We start from the raw sequence: 15618 nt of genomic DNA on the forward strand, positions 1-15618 counted from the left end.
GGTCAGGGGAAGGCGATCGCCGCCTCCAGGTCGATACGCGCCACTCGCTGGCGCAGGTCGAGCAGACGTCGCCGCGCCTGCTCGGACTCCAGTTGACCGTCGCGCTCACTCGCCCGCAGGACCAGCGCCAGCACCCGCCAAACGGCCAGCGCCGAATCCGGATCCCACTCCTCCAGCCCGCGGTGTTCGATTTCGGCCTCCAGCGCTTCGAGCCGTGCTCGGGCCAGGCCGGGGTAACCGGCATCTAGGCAGAGACGGGCCCGGATCACCTCCCGCGCACAACGTTCACGTCCGGTGCGAGACGGGCTGGCGTCGATCCGGCGCAGCCCCGCCGTGAGCCCTTCACGGCGCGTCAGCGCGAGCACTTCCTCGAGCTCCACGGGCGCGTAATCGGCCTCGCGGCGACCCGGCCCCTCCGCCGGCTCAAGGCGCTCATTAACCCAGGCGATCTGCTCAGGAGGCACCAGCGGGCTATCATCGCTGAAGCGCATTTCGGGCAGATCCGGCTGGCGCCGGAGCAACTCCGCGGCGGCCGCCCGGATATACCCGGCGATGTCGTCACGCCCGAGCGCCGTTGCCGAGCGCTCGGCGACGGCCTGAATCTCCATTTGCAGGTGTCCGCCCGGCTCCAGGAAGACTGATTCGGCAGCCAGGAACGCCGCTTCCCAGGATCCCTCGGCGAAGTGGGTGCGCATCGCCGTCAGCGCCGGCTGGCGGGGCGGTTCGATACGTAGACGCCCCTCGGCGGCCCCCAGCGGCGCAAGCCGCCCCCAACGCCAGGCCCGAGCCAGGGCGGCCATCGCCAACCACTCGCCCTCGCCGCGCAAGTACTCCACGGCCTCCCGCAACTGCCTGGCCAGCTCCTGTCCACTACTTGGACCGCGCGCCACACGGTCATCACCTGCTTGCTCCCGTGCCTCCGGCGCAACCCGCTCGGCGGACACCGCGACGACGTTTTTTTGCGCCTCCACCCAGTCGCGCAGCGGCCGCAAGGCCGGCGGATCGGCCCACCATCGCTCGAGTTCAGCCCCAAGCCGCGCGAGCTCGACCTCCAACCCCCGGAGCTGATCCGTATCCTCGCGCCCGTCAGCCCGGTCAAGCAGCGCCAGCATGCGTCCCCCGCAGAGCCACTCGATCGCCGCCCGCCGGCCACTGTCCCGCTGCGGGTGGAGCCGCTCACCAAATGCGACCAGGCAACCGTGGAGTGCCGCCAGCGCGGCGCGGAACCCTGGAACCCCGCGCGCCTGGAGCTCAGCCAGACACAGATAACCGAGCACGCGCAGATCCTTAGCCTCGTGCTCGAGCAGAGCCACGGCTTCCTCGGCTACCGCGGAGAACTCCACCCCGCCCGGGCGCTCAACCGCCTCGCGCAGACGCCCGAACCGCTCACCGTGGCGGGGATCCTGTCCGCACGCCTCCGCCCCGGGCAAAGCCGCGAGGACGCGCCCCGGCAGTCCCAGTGCATGTTCGGGCGCTTCGGTCTGCCACTCGTCGCTCACGCCCCCTCCCTCTCGATCAACCGGGCAGGCAGCCGAAAGCGGGTCAGATCACCCCAATGGAGCAACGGCGTGCTGCGCTCGGTCCGCAGCACGAACTCCACCGCCTGATGCGAAACCTCCCGTCCGTCGTGCAGGGCCCAGCGCGCCCGAACGGCATTGGAGCGGAGCCGCTCGCGCTCATCGGCGCGGCTCAGCAAGCGGAACAGGGCCCAGGGGCCGTCAGCCTCAACGTCGCGCATCGCACCATCGTGTGCCGAGACAGCGGCAATACGCCCGTGCTCTGGCGAGGACGGCGACCAACTCAGGTCCACCGAAACCGGGGGGCCGTTGCGATAGCGCAGCGTCTCGCCTTCCGACTCCCAGCGCATGTCGGTCAGGTCAGCGTTGGCAACCGGCGACACGCGATAGCGCAGCTGCGCCTGACCGGATTCATCAAAGAGCCCGTCCCGGATCCGGGCGGCAGCGTCGAGGGCCTTCGTCACCTCGGCCGCGATGCCCAGCCCGGCACCCCGCCAACGCCGCTCACCGCCCTGACCATCGGCACCGCGCAGGAACGGCGCCATTTCCTCAGTTTTGAATACCCAGAGGGTGCCCCGCTCCGGCGCGAAGAAGGCCTCGAAGTCGCCCGGGGCTGCATCGGCGCCGTCGGCCTCCAGCGGGAACCGGCCGGCAAGGCGGTCGCGGTAGACGTCGAGCACCTCGACCTGCCAACGCTCCTCAAGCTCCGCGGCGGCCTCCGCCCGCACCTGCAACCAAGCGGCGTCGATACCTCCAAGCAGCAGCGGCTCCAGCGCTCGCTGCACGGGCCCCGAAGCGGCCTGTACGGCCTGGCGGAAGGCGCCCTCCGCGGCACGCAGCGAACAGCGCTCCTCGTCCCCTCTCAGGGCCAGGGCGGCCCGCTTCAGCGCCTCCTCCCCGGGGTCCGCCGCGGAGGCCAGTGCCTCGAGCTGATCGGCCGCTGCGCCGAGCGCCACCCCGACCTCGGCCAGCGGCGGAACCTCTCCGTCGTCGTCGGGTGCCACCAGCGTCAGCAGTTCCCGGCCCCTCGGATCGTGTCGATAGCGGCCGAGCGAACGCCCCAATTGTTGACCCAGCGTCGCCACCGGATCCGCGTCCGCGTGCGCAGTCAACTGGCCATGAACACCCTCGAGCAGAGCCGCCAGCGCCCCGCCCTCGACCGCCTTCTCCAGCTGCACGACCTGCTCCCGCACGCCCTCCGCCGAGCGCCACTCCAGCGCCTCGAACCATTCCAGCCAGTAATCCACGAAGGCGCGCAGGTAGCGGGCCTCGACGGCCTTTGCCAGGGCACGCGCCTGTGCCGGTCGGAGCGCCTCCGCCTCACCGCGGGCCAGAACGGGATCCGGCCGCCGCAGCGCATCCAGATGCTCTTCCAGCGCCGGTTGCAGCCGGTTTCCCCATGCCTCGCCCCGGAAGACGCCTGCAACCGGCCGTTGAGCCACCCAGACAGCCGAGGCACCTCCGGGGGCCATCGCCTCCAGGGGCAGAGGCGGCAGATCAATGGCCGCCTCTGCAAGCAGGCGCCTTTTGATTGCCTCCGGCCGCGGCGGGGTACGCAGCTGCTCCCGCGCCTGTTCCACCAGGCGGCGCTCCGCCGCTGTATCGACGCGGCCACGGGCAGCGACCCGCTGCGACCGATCGGCCAGCGCCCGTTTGAGTCCCCGAGCCAGCGGTCCGTCCACCCCTGGCGTCGCGAGCCCCTGCTCAGCGGCGACCAGGCGCGCCAGGAGCCAGGCAGCCCGGTCGTCCCCGATGGGCACCTGCTCGCCGGATAGCCGTAGCCAGACCGCCAGCGCCTCGCGATACGCATCACGGCGCGCCGCACGCTCCGACGGTTCCAGGGCCGGCCACTCGTCCACGAAGCCCTCGAGTTCCAGCTGTAGTACCTGCAAGGCCTCCGGCAGCAGCTGCTCTCCCGCCACATCGATCAGTAGCGTCTGCAAGCGCGCCTGCAATTCGGCGATGCTGCTGCGACCGGGATCCAGCGCCAGGACCACCTCGCGCTCCGCCCCGGACTCCCCCCGGATTTTGTCCTCAAGCGCCTGAAGCCGGTTGACCGCCTCCAATGCCGCACCGGGGTGTCGGTCTCCGGCCGCCATCGCCTCGGCCACGGCAGCCGCGCCCTCCGCGACCGCGGCACTCTGGGCGAGACGGTCGTGATACCGCTCAGCGGTGCCGTAGGCCAACAGCGCAACGCCCCCGAGAACACAGGTAAACAGCGCCGCCTGCACAAGACGTCTGCGAAATCGTCGCGAAGGTGTCGGGCGCAGCCGCTTCGCCAGCGGCACGACGCCCTCGGTGAATAGCCCCGGGGACAAGCTCGGCTGCCCGGGCGCGTTGCCGGTGAGATACACCGCCTCCACAGCGGGCGGGCGACGGTAAGGGTCACGGCGCTGCAGCAGGCGCAGGAGATCGGCCAGCGGTCCGGTGATTGCGCGCATTTCGGCGGCGAAAGCGAACACCCCGGTCGCATCCCGCTCCCCGGCGGAGGTGGCCATCACCGCCCGACGGGCCTCCTCGGCCTGAGCCTGCAACCGCTCCGCCGCCCGACCCGGGTCGCTCTCGGCGTCCGCCGCTGCAACCCCCCAGGGCCCGGACCACGCCCCGCCCCCGGCAGCTGTCAAAAAGGCCTCGTAGCCGGAGAGGCGATCCAGCCCGGTCACGATCAGGAGCACCGGTGGCCGGACCCCCAGACGGAGCTCGAGTTCGGCGAGGCGCTCTCGAAGCACCCGGGCACGGCGCCTCAGGCCCGATGCATCCAGGGCACTCAACTCGTCGGCGGAGAGCGTGACCAGCACCCCGTCCACCGGGCGACGCCGCCGAGCGCGGCGCAGCAGGCGCAGGAGATCGTGCCAGCCTGTCTGCTCGGGCGGCTCCGTCGTGTAGCGCCCGGCCGTATCGAGAAAGAGCGCGCAATCCGTGAGCCACCAGTCCCAGCACCCGGTCCCTCCCTCGCCACGGGCGCACAGCCATTCATCGTCGTCGTAGGGAAAATGCAGGCCGCTGCTGCGGATCAGAGTGCTCTTTCCCGATTCGCCGGCTCCCATGAGCAGGTACCAGGGAACGCGATACCGACCGGCGGTCCCCAAGAACACTGTTCCGGTCGGACGGTCAAGCAGGCTCAGGGGCCGGTCCATTGCCGCAGCCAAAGCCAGGGCTTCGTCTCCCGGCACCTGTCGTTCCCGCTTCCGGCCGCGAACAAGCACCACCGCCCCGAGCAGGGCGCCGACCAGCCCGAGCAACGCCAGCACACCCGCCAATCGCAGCGTCACGCCTTCAACGCCGACCCGCGGCAGGCCGAACCAGACGGCCCCCGCAGCGAGCAGCACCGCCACCGAAGCCCACCACACCAGCGGCCGGCGTAGGAGGGGCGACAGCCTCCGCGCCCCGCTGGCAGCCCCATCCACCGTCACCGGCTCACTCATGGTGCAGCCTCCGGAACGACTTCGCGGGCGGCCTCGATCTCCTCCATGGCGGTACCGACGGCCCGCTCGATCTGCATCCCGGCGTGGAGGTAAGCCAGCAGTAGTAGAGCCAGAGCGGCCACTACCGACCAGAACCAGCCTACGCGGTGCCCCTCTCCATCCGGATCAGGTGGCACAGGGGAGCGGAGAGCCCCAGCAGCTCGGCCTTCACCCAGCCACTCCCCCAGGCGCCGTCGATATTCGTCAAGCAGCGCCTGCTCCTCGAGCGCATGCACACCCTGGAAACCAAGCCACAAGCAGGCCAGGTAGAGTTCAAGCACCGCATCCGGTGGCGCCTGCTCCCGCGGCCCCTGCAGCCGCTCGAAGAACCGGGTGCCCGCGGAACGCTCGCCGAGGCGCTCGGCTTGCAACGGCTGCGCCAGCCAGGCCGCCCGTTCCGGGTGCGCCGAGGCGATCACCGCCTCGTCGACAAATGCTGTAACCGCCAGTTCAGCATCCGCCAGGGCGGCCCCGCCCAGCCCATCGGCCTGGCCCCGCTCACGCAGGCGCCGAAGTGTCTGGCGGGCCCGCTCGCGCAGCATCCCTGCGTCGCCGGCCACTCCGCCCCACCCCTGGCGCAGAGCCACCGCCTCGAGCAGCAGCGGTTCGGCGATATTGACCAGCGGCGACGGATCCCCCCGGCGCGCTTCTTCGGGTGCGGCGCTCATGGGGAGACCTCCTCGCACAGGGCCACCATCTCCAGCTGCAGATCGGCAAGCTCCGACGGCCGATAGACGGCCAGCGTCTGCTCGCGCCGGACCTGATCCCAATGGTCGCCGGCCGGCTCCAGACGGAAGTACTCGTAACCGCTCTTGACCGGCAGCTGCCCGGGCGGCCTGGGGCAATGACTCAGGCGGACTCCCGCCGCCCCGGCGGCCACCAGGCGCTCGAGTGCCTCCCGTGTCCCGATGCGAAGATCCGCCGGGAGCCGTTCGATCCAGCCGGCATCGGGCGCGGCATCCCGACGCGCAGCGAGAAAGAACGTCCACCCCTCGGCCAGGGGATCCTCACCCCCTTCGGCAACCAGCACGGCCTCGGACTCGCGCACCAGACGAATCCCCCGAGTCTGACGGGGCATGGCCTGATCCAGCAGGTGCCCAAGCGCCGATTCCAGTTCGGCAAAAACCGCCTCCGGGCGCTGGTGATCGTAGACCGGTACCATCTCCTCGGGCGACGCAGCTTCGACCAGCGCGCAGAGCGCGGCGATGAGACGCGCCAGGGTGTCGTAGAGCTGCCAGGGGTGGCTGCCGGGATTGGCCCGGAGCGAGCGCAGGGCGCCGGCGGCCGGCTCAAGGCTCTGACGCAGCAGCAGTCGCGCCACCTCTCCCGGCTCGAACGCACCGACACGGCCGGCCGCCCCCTGCTCCTCACGCAGGCGGGCACAGCGATTCTCCACCCGGGCCGTCACGCGGCCGAGCAGCGCCTGCCAACCGTCTGCAGCGTCCAGCCGGCACGCCACCGGCAGGAAGTCCGGGTCGAGCCGGAAGCCGGCGGACTCACCCGGGACCACCCGCGCCACCGCCACTCCCACCCGGGCGCCGGAAGGCGGCTGCACGCCCAGCGCCAACTCCGGCGAAGCCAGCATGACCTCCCGTTCACGCTGCTCGTCATGGTGATCGACAAGCTCCGCAAAGCGGGGGCGCCAAGCGGCGCCGCCGCCGGTTTCCCGGTAACCGGGCAGATCACGGACACGATCATTCCGCGGCAAGGTCAGATAGATGACGCCTCCCTGCGCCGGCAACCCGCCGAGATCCAGCTCAAGGGGATCAGCGTGGCCGTGGGCGACCAACCGCCCGTCGGGCAGCAGGGCCTGGCACGCCTGGAGCCGGAAGACCCCCTGTTCCAGGGGCCCGCCTTCAATCGCGAGGCTGAGCAACCCGAAGGCGTGGGGGGTAGCGACACTCAGCCGGAATGCCTGGGCCGCTTCTAGATAGCGGTCCCAGCACTGAAAGTGCTGCTGCCCCAGCAACACGCCCTCGGCCCAAACCGGCCTTTGCAGCAGTGCCGTGGTGTCCATCTCAGCGCCCCGCCGACCGCCGCTGCCCGGTGGCCTCGTCTCGCGGCCAGGCGGCCCGTTTGCGCTCGGCGTCGCGCCCCACCCAGAGCGCACCGCCGTCCAGCGCGAGCGTGAGCCGCTGACCGGGACGCAGCCCGAGGAAGGAGTCCGGGAGCGGCTCCAGCAGGCGCCAGCGCTCGGCCTCAACGTCCAGGAAGAAGACAGCCAGCGCCAGGTAACTGGCTTCGTCATCCATCTCCAGCTGCACTTCCTGGCGCTGACCGGGCTGCAGGATCAGCTCGCGCCGCTGTAGCCAGCCATCCAGCACGGCCGCGTCGTCCCGGGCCAGCGCCGGCCGCTCGGCCTCCTCGAAAGCAGTCCGGTCATCGAGCTGATAGACCCGCAGAAGTACCGGGAGCGGCTCCCCCCCCGGCCCGGGATTGAGCCGGGGCCCGGCAGTCATGTCGAGCTCGACCCGGGGTGCGCACCCGGCGATGAGGCCGACGAGCGTGATCAGCAGGGCCCCTAGATACAGGGCGCGCGTGGTTTCAGGAGGTATCAGCGGGAACGATGTGGGCACGGCGGACCAACCGGCCGTGCGCCCGGGGGCCCGCCCCCGGGCCGAATCCCTGCGCTTAGAATCCATGGTTCTACCCTCGTCCCTGAGGTTTCTTGGGAGGCCGTCATCGACCAACCCCACCCGCGCCTCTTCCCTGAGGCGTTACGGACACCTGTACTACGCCAGATTCGAGCGCCCTCCCGCAACCCCTCGCGGCAGGGGGAAACTGGCGGCGCTCGGCATCACAACGTGGCACATTGGCGCATGATCCGGGACCTCCCTGATCGGCTCCGGCTCGCGTGGTAATGTACCCGGCGGCCGCTGCTCGCGCAGGAGGCACCCACGGCAAGGAGAGGATCTATCCAATGCTCGCTAGCTGGCCCGTGCGCTACAAACTCGGTTTTTCCTTCGGCCTGATCGTGATCCTCATGGCCGTCAGTGGCCTGCTTGCCCACTCGGCCCTACAGAACACAGCCACCGAGAGCCGAGCAGCCATGGCGTACATGGAGCAGTCAGCCATGCTCGTTGAACGCGAGGTCGACCACCTGGGTTGGACCAACGACATGGCGGACAGCCTCCTGCTCGAAGAGACCTTCTCTGGGGAGCTCGATTTCACCTCCTGCGCCTTCGGCCAGTGGTTCTACGACTATCAGGATTCGGAGCATTACAAGTCGGCCAGCGAAGAGCTGCGCCAGGCCGTCGATGCCCTGGAGGAACCACACATCGCGCTCCACGAGGCCGGTGAGCGGATCGTCGAGCTGCAGGAGGCGGGCCGCTTTGATGAGGCCGAGGCCTTCTACCACGGACAGGCCCGATCCGTGCGCGAGAACTTCCAGAACCAGCTCGGCGAGTTGCGCGATATCCTCGAGGCCGAGCGCGACCGGCACATCGAGCAGGCCGAGGCACAGCAGGCACAGGCCGCACGGGTCACGGCGGGCAGTCTGGCGGTGACCCTGCTCGTCGCCATCGGCCTGGCCGCGGCGGTTTCACGCCACCTCACCGCCCGCCTGCGCGCCGCCGTGAATGGCCTCGAGGACATCGCGGCCGGCGACGGCGACCTCACCCGGCGGCTCGACACCCATGGCCGCGACGAGATCGCCGAGCTGGGTGCCGCTTACAACCGCTTCGTCGACAAGATCCAGGAGATGGTCCGCGTCGTTCAGGACTCTGCCGCACAGATGGCCTCGGCCACGGAGCAGCTCCAGCGCAGCGCCGACGAGGACCAGCAAGGGGTGCAGAACCAGCAGGAGCGCACCTCCGAGGTAGCCACGGCGATGAACCAGATGAGTGCCTCGATCAACGAGATCGCCCGCAACACCCAAGACACGGCCACCGCGGCAGGGGATGCGAGCCAGCAGTCACGACACGGTCAGGAAGGGGCCGGCCGCACCATCGAGGCCATTCGTGGGCTGGCGGGCAATGTCCGTGAATCCGCCGATGCCATCCGCGCCCTCGACGAGCAGAGCGCCCGCATCGGCCAAGTCCTGGAGGTCATCCGCGGCATCGCCGATCAGACCAACCTGCTCGCCCTCAACGCGGCCATCGAGGCGGCACGTGCCGGCGAGAGCGGACGCGGCTTCACCGTGGTCGCCGAGGAGGTACGCAAGCTGGCGCAGAAGACCCAAGACTCCATCGGAGACATCCAGGAGATGGTCGAGGGCATCCAGAACGGCACCCAGGAAGCGGTGCAGGCCATGGAGCGCAACCGCGAGCAGGCCGAAAACACCGTTGAGGAGGCCTCCGCTGCCGGCAGCACCCTCGAGGAGATCACCCGGGTGGTTGCCCGGATCGAGGACATGACGAGCCAGGTCGCCAGCGCGGTGGAACAGCAATCCCAGGTTGCCGAAGAGGTCAACCGCAACCTGACGCTGATCAGCGATACCGCCGAGCAAACGCGCAGTTCCGTGCAGGATACCGGTCAGGTCTCACAGCGCCTTTCCCAGCTGGCCGAGGACCTGCGCGACCAGGTCGGACGGTTCCGGGTCTGAACCGGCACAGCCACCGTCCGCAATTAAAAAGGGCCGGCCCCGCGCAGCGGGACCGGCCCTTTTTACGTACCGGCCTTGTCCGGGCCGGTGCGGTTACGCGGCGTCGTTATGCGGATGCCCGTGCTCCAGCTCCTGATCGGTGGCATCCCGGACATCGACGATCTTGACGTCGAAGTTCAGGGTCTCACCGGCCAGCGGGTGGTTCGCATCCACGGTGACTTCCTGCTCACCGACCTCGGCCACGGTAATCGGGATGGGGCTGCCGTCCGGCCCCTGAGCCTGGAAACGCTCGCCGACGTTGATCTCGGCCCCCTCGGGGAACGCCTCCTTCGGGACACTCTGCATCAGTCGCTCGTCACGCTCGCCGTAGGCCTCGGCCGGCTCCAGGGTGACGTTCAGCTCGTCGCCGGGCGCCTTGCCATCCAGTGCCTTCTCCAGCCCGGGAATGATGTTCTGACTCCCGTGGAGGTAGGCGAAATGGCCACCCTGGGACTGGTCGATCACCTCGCCCTGACTCCCGGTCAGGGTGAAATCGAAAGTGACGACCTTTTCACTAGCTACCTGCATCGTTAAGTACTCTCGCGCGTCATCGTGTCTCAGTCATGCTACCAGAGAGCCCCCGCCCATGCCCAAGGATGACGTCGTACACGGCGCGGGTCCGCTCTTCGGCCTGCGCATCCGCTTCTTCCCAGTCCCCGGGCCCGGGAAAGCTCTCCCCGGCAGCGTAGCCGTTCCCCAGACCCATGACCAGAGCCGCACGCGTTTCCACGGATGCGTCACGATCACGCACCTCGCCACTGGTGTAATCGAGGCTGGCGACGACGCGACCGTCAATCAGCTGATGGACCAGCGCGCCCTCAATGAGCCGGTCAATGGCCGCACCGATCTCCTCGCTCAACCCGGGGCGCCGGCGCTCGAGGAAGCGGCTGGTGCCCTCGTTCTCGCGCAGTAGCGCGAACCCCCCGGTAAGATGGTGCACCCAGCGCCACTGCGCCTGGACGTCGACACGGTCGCTGTCCGCCAGCGCGTGACCATCCTCGAAGCGCACCCGCGCCGGCAGCCCCCAGGGCTCGGCCACCCCGTCCTCGCCCAGCACGGCCTCAACCAGGCGCGCGGCGCGTTCGAACAAGCGCTCGGCCTGCCGCTGATCCTCTTCATCCCCAAAGACGTACAGTAGCTCGTAGAGTCCTTTATGGCCCCGGATCAACGACCCCAGGGCATCGAGCTCCCAAACCGGCCCGTCGCCCAGATCGTAGGTACCCGCTCCGGTATCCCAGGCCTCGTCGAGGACCTGCGCGGCGTCACGGGCTACCATCAGCGCCTCGGGAACCTCATGCCCGAACCACTCCCGCATCTGCTCGGCGCTGAGCAGCCCCATGTCGTCCGCTCCGCCGGGCTTCTTCCAGCGCACCCAGGCGTAGGCCACCCCGTGGAAGGCGTCCAGACCGTAGGCCATGCTCTGCGGGGTCCATGTCCCTTGCCCGGCATCGGTGTGGAACCGCCCGCCCTCCTGGAGCGACTCCATAACGAAGCGTCCGTTATCGACCAGGAGCGCTGACGGAGCGTGGGTGATCGGGTCGAACAGTCCGTGCTCTTCGAAACGACCGGCGCTGTGGTGCATGTGGTAAAGGTAAGTGGCATCAGCGTAATGCCGCGGCTCGGCGCCCCGCAGCCCTTCTTCCGCACCTTCACGATAGGAGGTGTCCAGCGCCTCGAGCAGGGCCAGCCAGCGTTCGCCAACGGCGCCCATGGGGCTGCCGCTGAGCGTATCGTCATACGCCGGGTGGCCCATCTCGCTGTCGCGCATGGTGCGCCCCTTGACGGTGAGCGCGTTCATGACCGCCAGGTGCTCCGCCAGCGTCTCCGGAGAATCGACCGCCTGTTCGCCGGCTCCGGCCGTGGTGACGGCCGAGAGCGTCAGGGCAGCCGCAACGAATAGATTTCTGGGGGCTGTTCGCATGGTCACCCACTCAACGCCAGATGTAGGAAGGGGATCGTCATGAAGGCGAGGATCACCGCCATGAGCAGGAAATAGATCAGAAAGCGCAGCGGCTCGCGCAGGATGCGCTGTGTAACGGTCTCCAGCTCCCCTCGCCGGCGCATCGCCTCGTGCTCGCCACGCACCCGCTCGAAACGGCGCCGCTGGTACTCGTCGAGCAGACGCTTGGCCTGCGGGTACTGCTCGGCATCGCGCAGCCAGATGCCTCCCTGGGTGATACCCCAGCGGTTGGGCGGGGTCTCGTAGTAGTCCAGGTGGTACTGCTCGAGCAGACCGCGCACCTCATCGGCCTCATCCTCGGGCACACCACGCAGGTTGAGCAGCAACTTTGCCATGGCCCCTGATTCTCCGTCAGCCGGTAGCGCCGGGCAAGCGGCCGGGGGTCAGGCCGGCGGCAGAACACGCCGGATGTCGCATAGCGATGCCACGGTTGCATTCGGTTCCGGGCCCCAGGGATCGAAAACCGCCCCAGGCAGACGCCGCACCCAGATCGCGTTCCAGCCACTGGAACGGGCTCCGATGACGTCGAACGGATTGCCCGAGACCAGCCAGGTCTCTTCGGCCCGGCTGCCCGCCTCGGCGAGGAACGCGTCGTAGGCCCGGGGGCTGGGCTTGAACGCCTCCACGACCTCGACGCTGACGATATCTTCGATGTAGGTGCGCAGGGCGTTGTCCCCGAGCAGTTTGCTGACCGTCTCACGGCTCCCGTTGGAAAAGGCGTAGCCGGTGTAGCCGGCCTCGTGGAGTTCGCGCAGAGCCAGCTCGGCCTCCTGGTAGGCCGGCAAGCGCTGATAGCTGCCGAGCAGGACATCACGCTCGCCGCTACTCAGGCTCAGACCGAACGAGCGTGCCGTATGGTCCAGGGCGTCCGCGATGCACACCGAGAAATCCGCATACTGGCCCATGACCGTGCGCCGATAGGCGTACTCCAACTGACGCTCCCGCCAGCCGCGCGCGAAGGCCAGCGCCCGATCCCCGAGATGCGGGCGCAGCGCCTCGGTCACGCCGTGGGTATCGATCAGGGTGCCGTAGACATCGAAGGCCAGCGTCGTTGCCATTTTTCTGCCTGGATCCTCTCCCGGTGCGCCGGCTCCGGCGGAGCCGCGGTGGTCGTCCGCAGCACCTTAGCACTCCTGGCCGGCGCTTTGCGCGCATGCCGGGGTGGCCTCGGCGGCCACCCGACCGTACAATTGCGCGGCTATGGAATGGATCGACATCGGCGCCAACCTGACGCACCACACCTTTCGCAAGGATCTCCACCAGGTCCTCGAGCGGGCCGACGCCGCTGGAGTCAGCCAGCTCTTTGTGACCGGCACCGACGAGGGCGAGTCGATCAAGGCCCAGGCCCTCGCGGCGGATCATCCGGGGCGACTTTTCGCTACGGCTGGTTTCCACCCGCACATGGCGAAGACCTTCTCCAGCGACTCCGAATCGGTCCTGCGCGAGCTGGCCGCGCGGCCGGAGGTGGTCGCCATCGGCGAGACCGGTCTCGATTTCTACCGTAACCACTCCCCGCCGGAGGTTCAGCAGCGCGTCTTCGAGCGCCACCTGGAACTGGCCGCGGAGCTGCAGCTGCCGGTATTCCTGCACCAGCGTGATGCCCACCAGCGCTTCAGCGAGATCATCCGGGCCTACCGCGACCACCTGGTCGACGGCGTAGCCCACTGCTTCACCGAGGGCCCCGAGGTGGCGCAGGCGTATCTGGATCTGGACCTGCACATCGGCGTCACCGGCTGGATCTGCGATGAACGCCGCGGCCAGGCGGTGCGCGATGCGGTTCGCGTCATCCCCCCGGAGCGGCTGATGGTCGAGACGGACTGCCCTTACCTGCTGCCCCGCGACGTCAACCCCGAGCAAGTGGGCCTGCCGGTCAAGAACCGGCGCAACGAGCCCTGCCTCATGCCGCACATCGGACGCGCGGTGGCCCACCATGCAGGCCGTGACGTCGCCGAACTGGCGGAGACCTCGAGCCAGGTGGCGCGCCGCTTCTTCCGGGTCGCCGCCCCCTAGCCCGGCCGGTTACATTCCGCCGGCGGGCAGCACCTTGGGCCACCCCTAGCTTGGGCCGCTCAGGGCATCGGACGCCGCACAGGGGCCTCCACCCGCTTGCGGCTACCGTCCCCGAAGTAGAAATCGAGGGTGATGGCTTCCCCCTCGGCAAGCGGACGGCGCAGATCGACCAACAGCAGCCGCGGCCCTCCGGGGCGCAGTTCGACCTCTTCTTCCGGGGGCAACAGCAGGCCGTCCAAGCGCTGAACCTGCCGCACGCCGCCGCGATGCTCCACCGTATGGAGCATGGCCTCCTCAGCCGCCGTGGTCAGCACTCGTACCAGCCGGTGGGACTGCTCCGCGGTATTCCGCAACGCCGCCTCGCCCTGGACCACGCCCTCGCCGGCAGCGGCGGCCGAAACCCGGATCCGGTCGACATCGACCACCTCCGCAGCCGCATCGGGTTGCGGCTCTTCGGGCACGGGCAACTCGGGGACCGGAAGCGGGGACCGTGCGGCCAGCTCGGGACCCGGCGGTTCGCGCTCGCGCAGGCGACGCTCGACCTCTTCGGGCCGCGTGCGCAACAGATCAATGGCCTCTCGATCAGGCCCCAATACCGGCAGCCGGACGCCATCCCGCGGTCCGGCTTCGTCCTGAGCCGGCGCTTTGCCCAGCGAGCCCACCACCAGCACAGCGCTGGCCACCCAGATCCAGTGTCGTTGCGTCATGCCCATATCCAACCGCCTCCCTCGCTACGCAGGCTATCGGCCCGCGCCCCACGCCCTTGAACAGCCAGCCGGCCCCGCACCCCCAACGGTGCATCCGGCACCCGGGCGCGCAGGCGTCACGGGCCTGGCCGCAGCACCCGCAGCCAGGTCCAGAAATTGAGCAGTGACGCCAGCGACTGCGCCACGTAGGTCAGCGCAGCGGCACTGAGGATCCGGCGCGCGTGGGGTGGATCGACGTCCGGATAGAGATAGCCACTGCGATGCAACAACGGCAGGGCACGGCGGAAGCTGGCATCGACTTCGGTGGGCAGGGTGACCAGGTGCACCACGACCCCCGATCCCAGGCTGAGCAGGCCACCGACCGCAAACAGCAGGGCCACCCCGGGCACCCGCAGCACACCGGCAACCACCGGGGCAGCAAGCAGCAGGATCGCACCGAGCTGCTGTGCCCGGCCGGTGGCACGGACCAGCCGCTGGCGCCAGACGAAGGGCGCGTAGCCGGCAGCGTGCTGGAGTGCATGCCCAACCTCATGGGCAGCAACCGTGAGCGCCGCCAGCGAGCGGCGGTCGTAGTGCTCCGGCGAGAGCCGCACCGCGGCGGCGGCGGGATCGTAGTGGTCACCCTGCTGGGTGCGCTCGACCCGGACGCGACTCAGACCACAGCCGTCGAGCAGCTCGCGGGCCAGCCCTCCCCCGCTGACTGCGTAACGATCGGCTGGCTCGGCGTACCGCCGCATGACGCGCTGAACCCACAGGCCGGGGCCGTAGAGCGCGCCAAGCAGCAGGAGCATTACAAGGACCCAGATCATTACCCCATTGTGCCGTGGTGACGGCCACGGCGCATGTACCGTCCTTGACACACATGATGAACGGTTCACATGTCAGGTAACTGGTAGTAAAATTTGTTGCAGGACAGCATAAGCTTTCCTTTGCTTAGCCATACAGGGCGTGATCACGCCCGGGAGTCATACGGCCATGTTTACCGCACTGGTCAGCCCGCAATACGCGGAACGCAACGGCCAGGCCACCACCGTCGCGGGCGGATTCATCGCCCACGGCCTGGTCCCCCCACACCGTGACAACGGCGAGCAGACGGGCTGGTTCTACGCCCTGCTGCCCGGTCGCCCGGAATCGGCCGACCCTGAGCACGTCCGCCCGTTCCCGGCCGACCGGCTCGAAGCCATCCTGGACGCCGAACGGGAACGCTACCTGGAGATGGCGAACGCCGACGGCGACGCCGTCTGGGCCGATGCCGCCGCAGCGATCGGCGACATGATCGGCTGCCTGCACCGCGCCCGACTCCACGAGGACTCGCAGCGCACGGCGGTCAACGAGTGACCGCAGGGCGCGCACCGTCACGGCCCTGGACGGGCCGCCG

General features: G+C 69.3%; 14 protein-coding genes. 3 read left to right on the plus strand and 11 right to left on the minus strand.

Features of this window, described 5'->3' with window-relative positions:
* Positions 1–2: 2 nt before the first annotated feature.
* From LRA98_RS01485 to tssJ, 5 genes are read right to left on the minus strand one after another with little or no spacing between them, the layout of a single operon-like run.
* Positions 3–1499: a type VI secretion system domain-containing protein gene (locus LRA98_RS01485; RefSeq protein WP_238632905.1), complete on the minus strand. Its 1497-nt coding sequence runs from the start codon at positions 1497–1499 to the stop codon at positions 3–5.
* Positions 1496–4942, minus strand: a complete 3447-nt coding sequence (locus LRA98_RS01490; protein WP_238632906.1) for a type VI secretion protein IcmF/TssM N-terminal domain-containing protein — start codon at positions 4940–4942, stop codon at positions 1496–1498. Before LRA98_RS01490 ends, LRA98_RS01485 begins: the two co-directional genes overlap by 4 nt.
* Positions 4939–5649: a DotU family type IV/VI secretion system protein gene (locus LRA98_RS01495; RefSeq protein ID WP_238632907.1), complete on the minus strand. Its 711-nt coding sequence runs from the start codon at positions 5647–5649 to the stop codon at positions 4939–4941. Before LRA98_RS01495 ends, LRA98_RS01490 begins: the two co-directional genes overlap by 4 nt.
* The gene (gene tssK / locus LRA98_RS01500) at positions 5646–6998 is read right to left on the minus strand and encodes a type VI secretion system baseplate subunit TssK (protein ID WP_238632908.1); all 1353 of its coding nucleotides are present in this window, start codon (positions 6996–6998) and stop codon (positions 5646–5648) included. The genes LRA98_RS01495 and tssK overlap by 4 nt, the downstream gene beginning before the upstream one ends.
* Before the next feature lies 1 nt (position 6999).
* Positions 7000–7623 carry a type VI secretion system lipoprotein TssJ gene (tssJ, locus tag LRA98_RS01505; RefSeq protein ID WP_255772175.1) on the minus strand — a complete coding sequence of 208 codons (624 nt, stop codon included), beginning with the start codon at positions 7621–7623 and terminating at the stop codon, positions 7000–7002.
* A gap of 278 nt (positions 7624–7901) precedes the next feature.
* Between tssJ and LRA98_RS01510 the strand changes: the two genes are divergently transcribed.
* The gene (locus tag LRA98_RS01510) at positions 7902–9524 is read left to right on the plus strand and encodes a methyl-accepting chemotaxis protein (RefSeq protein ID WP_238632910.1); all 1623 of its coding nucleotides are present in this window, start codon (positions 7902–7904) and stop codon (positions 9522–9524) included.
* A 93-nt stretch (positions 9525–9617) separates the two neighbouring features.
* Here LRA98_RS01510 and LRA98_RS01515 read toward each other — a convergent pair whose 3' ends face one another.
* From LRA98_RS01515 to LRA98_RS01530, 4 genes are read right to left on the minus strand one after another with little or no spacing between them, the layout of a single operon-like run.
* Positions 9618–10091 (minus strand): FKBP-type peptidyl-prolyl cis-trans isomerase, encoded by a 474-nt coding sequence (locus tag LRA98_RS01515; RefSeq protein WP_201167811.1) that lies wholly within the window; start codon positions 10089–10091, stop codon positions 9618–9620.
* A gap of 19 nt (positions 10092–10110) precedes the next feature.
* Positions 10111–11484, minus strand: coding sequence for a hypothetical protein (locus tag LRA98_RS01520; protein WP_238632911.1), 1374 nt, complete (start codon positions 11482–11484; stop codon positions 10111–10113).
* Positions 11485–11486: 2 nt separating this feature from the next.
* Positions 11487–11858, minus strand: a complete 372-nt coding sequence (locus tag LRA98_RS01525) for a DUF6164 family protein (protein ID WP_201167814.1) — start codon at positions 11856–11858, stop codon at positions 11487–11489.
* Positions 11859–11906: 48 nt separating this feature from the next.
* Positions 11907–12581 carry a haloacid dehalogenase type II gene (locus tag LRA98_RS01530; RefSeq protein WP_238632912.1) on the minus strand — a complete coding sequence of 225 codons (675 nt, stop codon included), beginning with the start codon at positions 12579–12581 and terminating at the stop codon, positions 11907–11909.
* 142 nt (positions 12582–12723) lie between these two features.
* Here LRA98_RS01530 and LRA98_RS01535 point away from each other — a divergent pair, with 142 nt between their 5' ends.
* On the plus strand, positions 12724–13533 hold the full coding sequence (locus LRA98_RS01535) for a TatD family hydrolase (RefSeq protein ID WP_201167820.1): 810 nt from the start codon (positions 12724–12726) through the stop codon (positions 13531–13533).
* Positions 13534–13592: 59 nt separating this feature from the next.
* On the opposite strand, the gene LRA98_RS01540 is transcribed toward LRA98_RS01535, so the two are convergent.
* Together LRA98_RS01540 and LRA98_RS01545 are read right to left on the minus strand one after the other, a co-directional pair.
* Positions 13593–14240: a copper chaperone PCu(A)C gene (locus LRA98_RS01540; RefSeq protein ID WP_201167823.1), complete on the minus strand. Its 648-nt coding sequence runs from the start codon at positions 14238–14240 to the stop codon at positions 13593–13595.
* A gap of 116 nt (positions 14241–14356) precedes the next feature.
* Positions 14357–15049 (minus strand): zinc metallopeptidase, encoded by a 693-nt coding sequence (locus LRA98_RS01545; RefSeq protein WP_238632913.1) that lies wholly within the window; start codon positions 15047–15049, stop codon positions 14357–14359.
* Positions 15050–15215: 166 nt separating this feature from the next.
* Here LRA98_RS01545 and LRA98_RS01550 point away from each other — a divergent pair, with 166 nt between their 5' ends.
* Complete coding sequence (locus LRA98_RS01550; protein WP_238632914.1) at positions 15216–15578, plus strand: hypothetical protein; 363 nt, start codon at positions 15216–15218, stop codon at positions 15576–15578.
* The last annotated feature ends 40 nt before the right edge of the window (positions 15579–15618 follow it).

It is taken from the genome of Halorhodospira sp. M38 (assembly GCF_022227985.1).
In the GTDB taxonomy this organism is placed as follows: domain Bacteria; phylum Pseudomonadota; class Gammaproteobacteria; order Nitrococcales; family Halorhodospiraceae; genus Halorhodospira; species Halorhodospira halophila_A.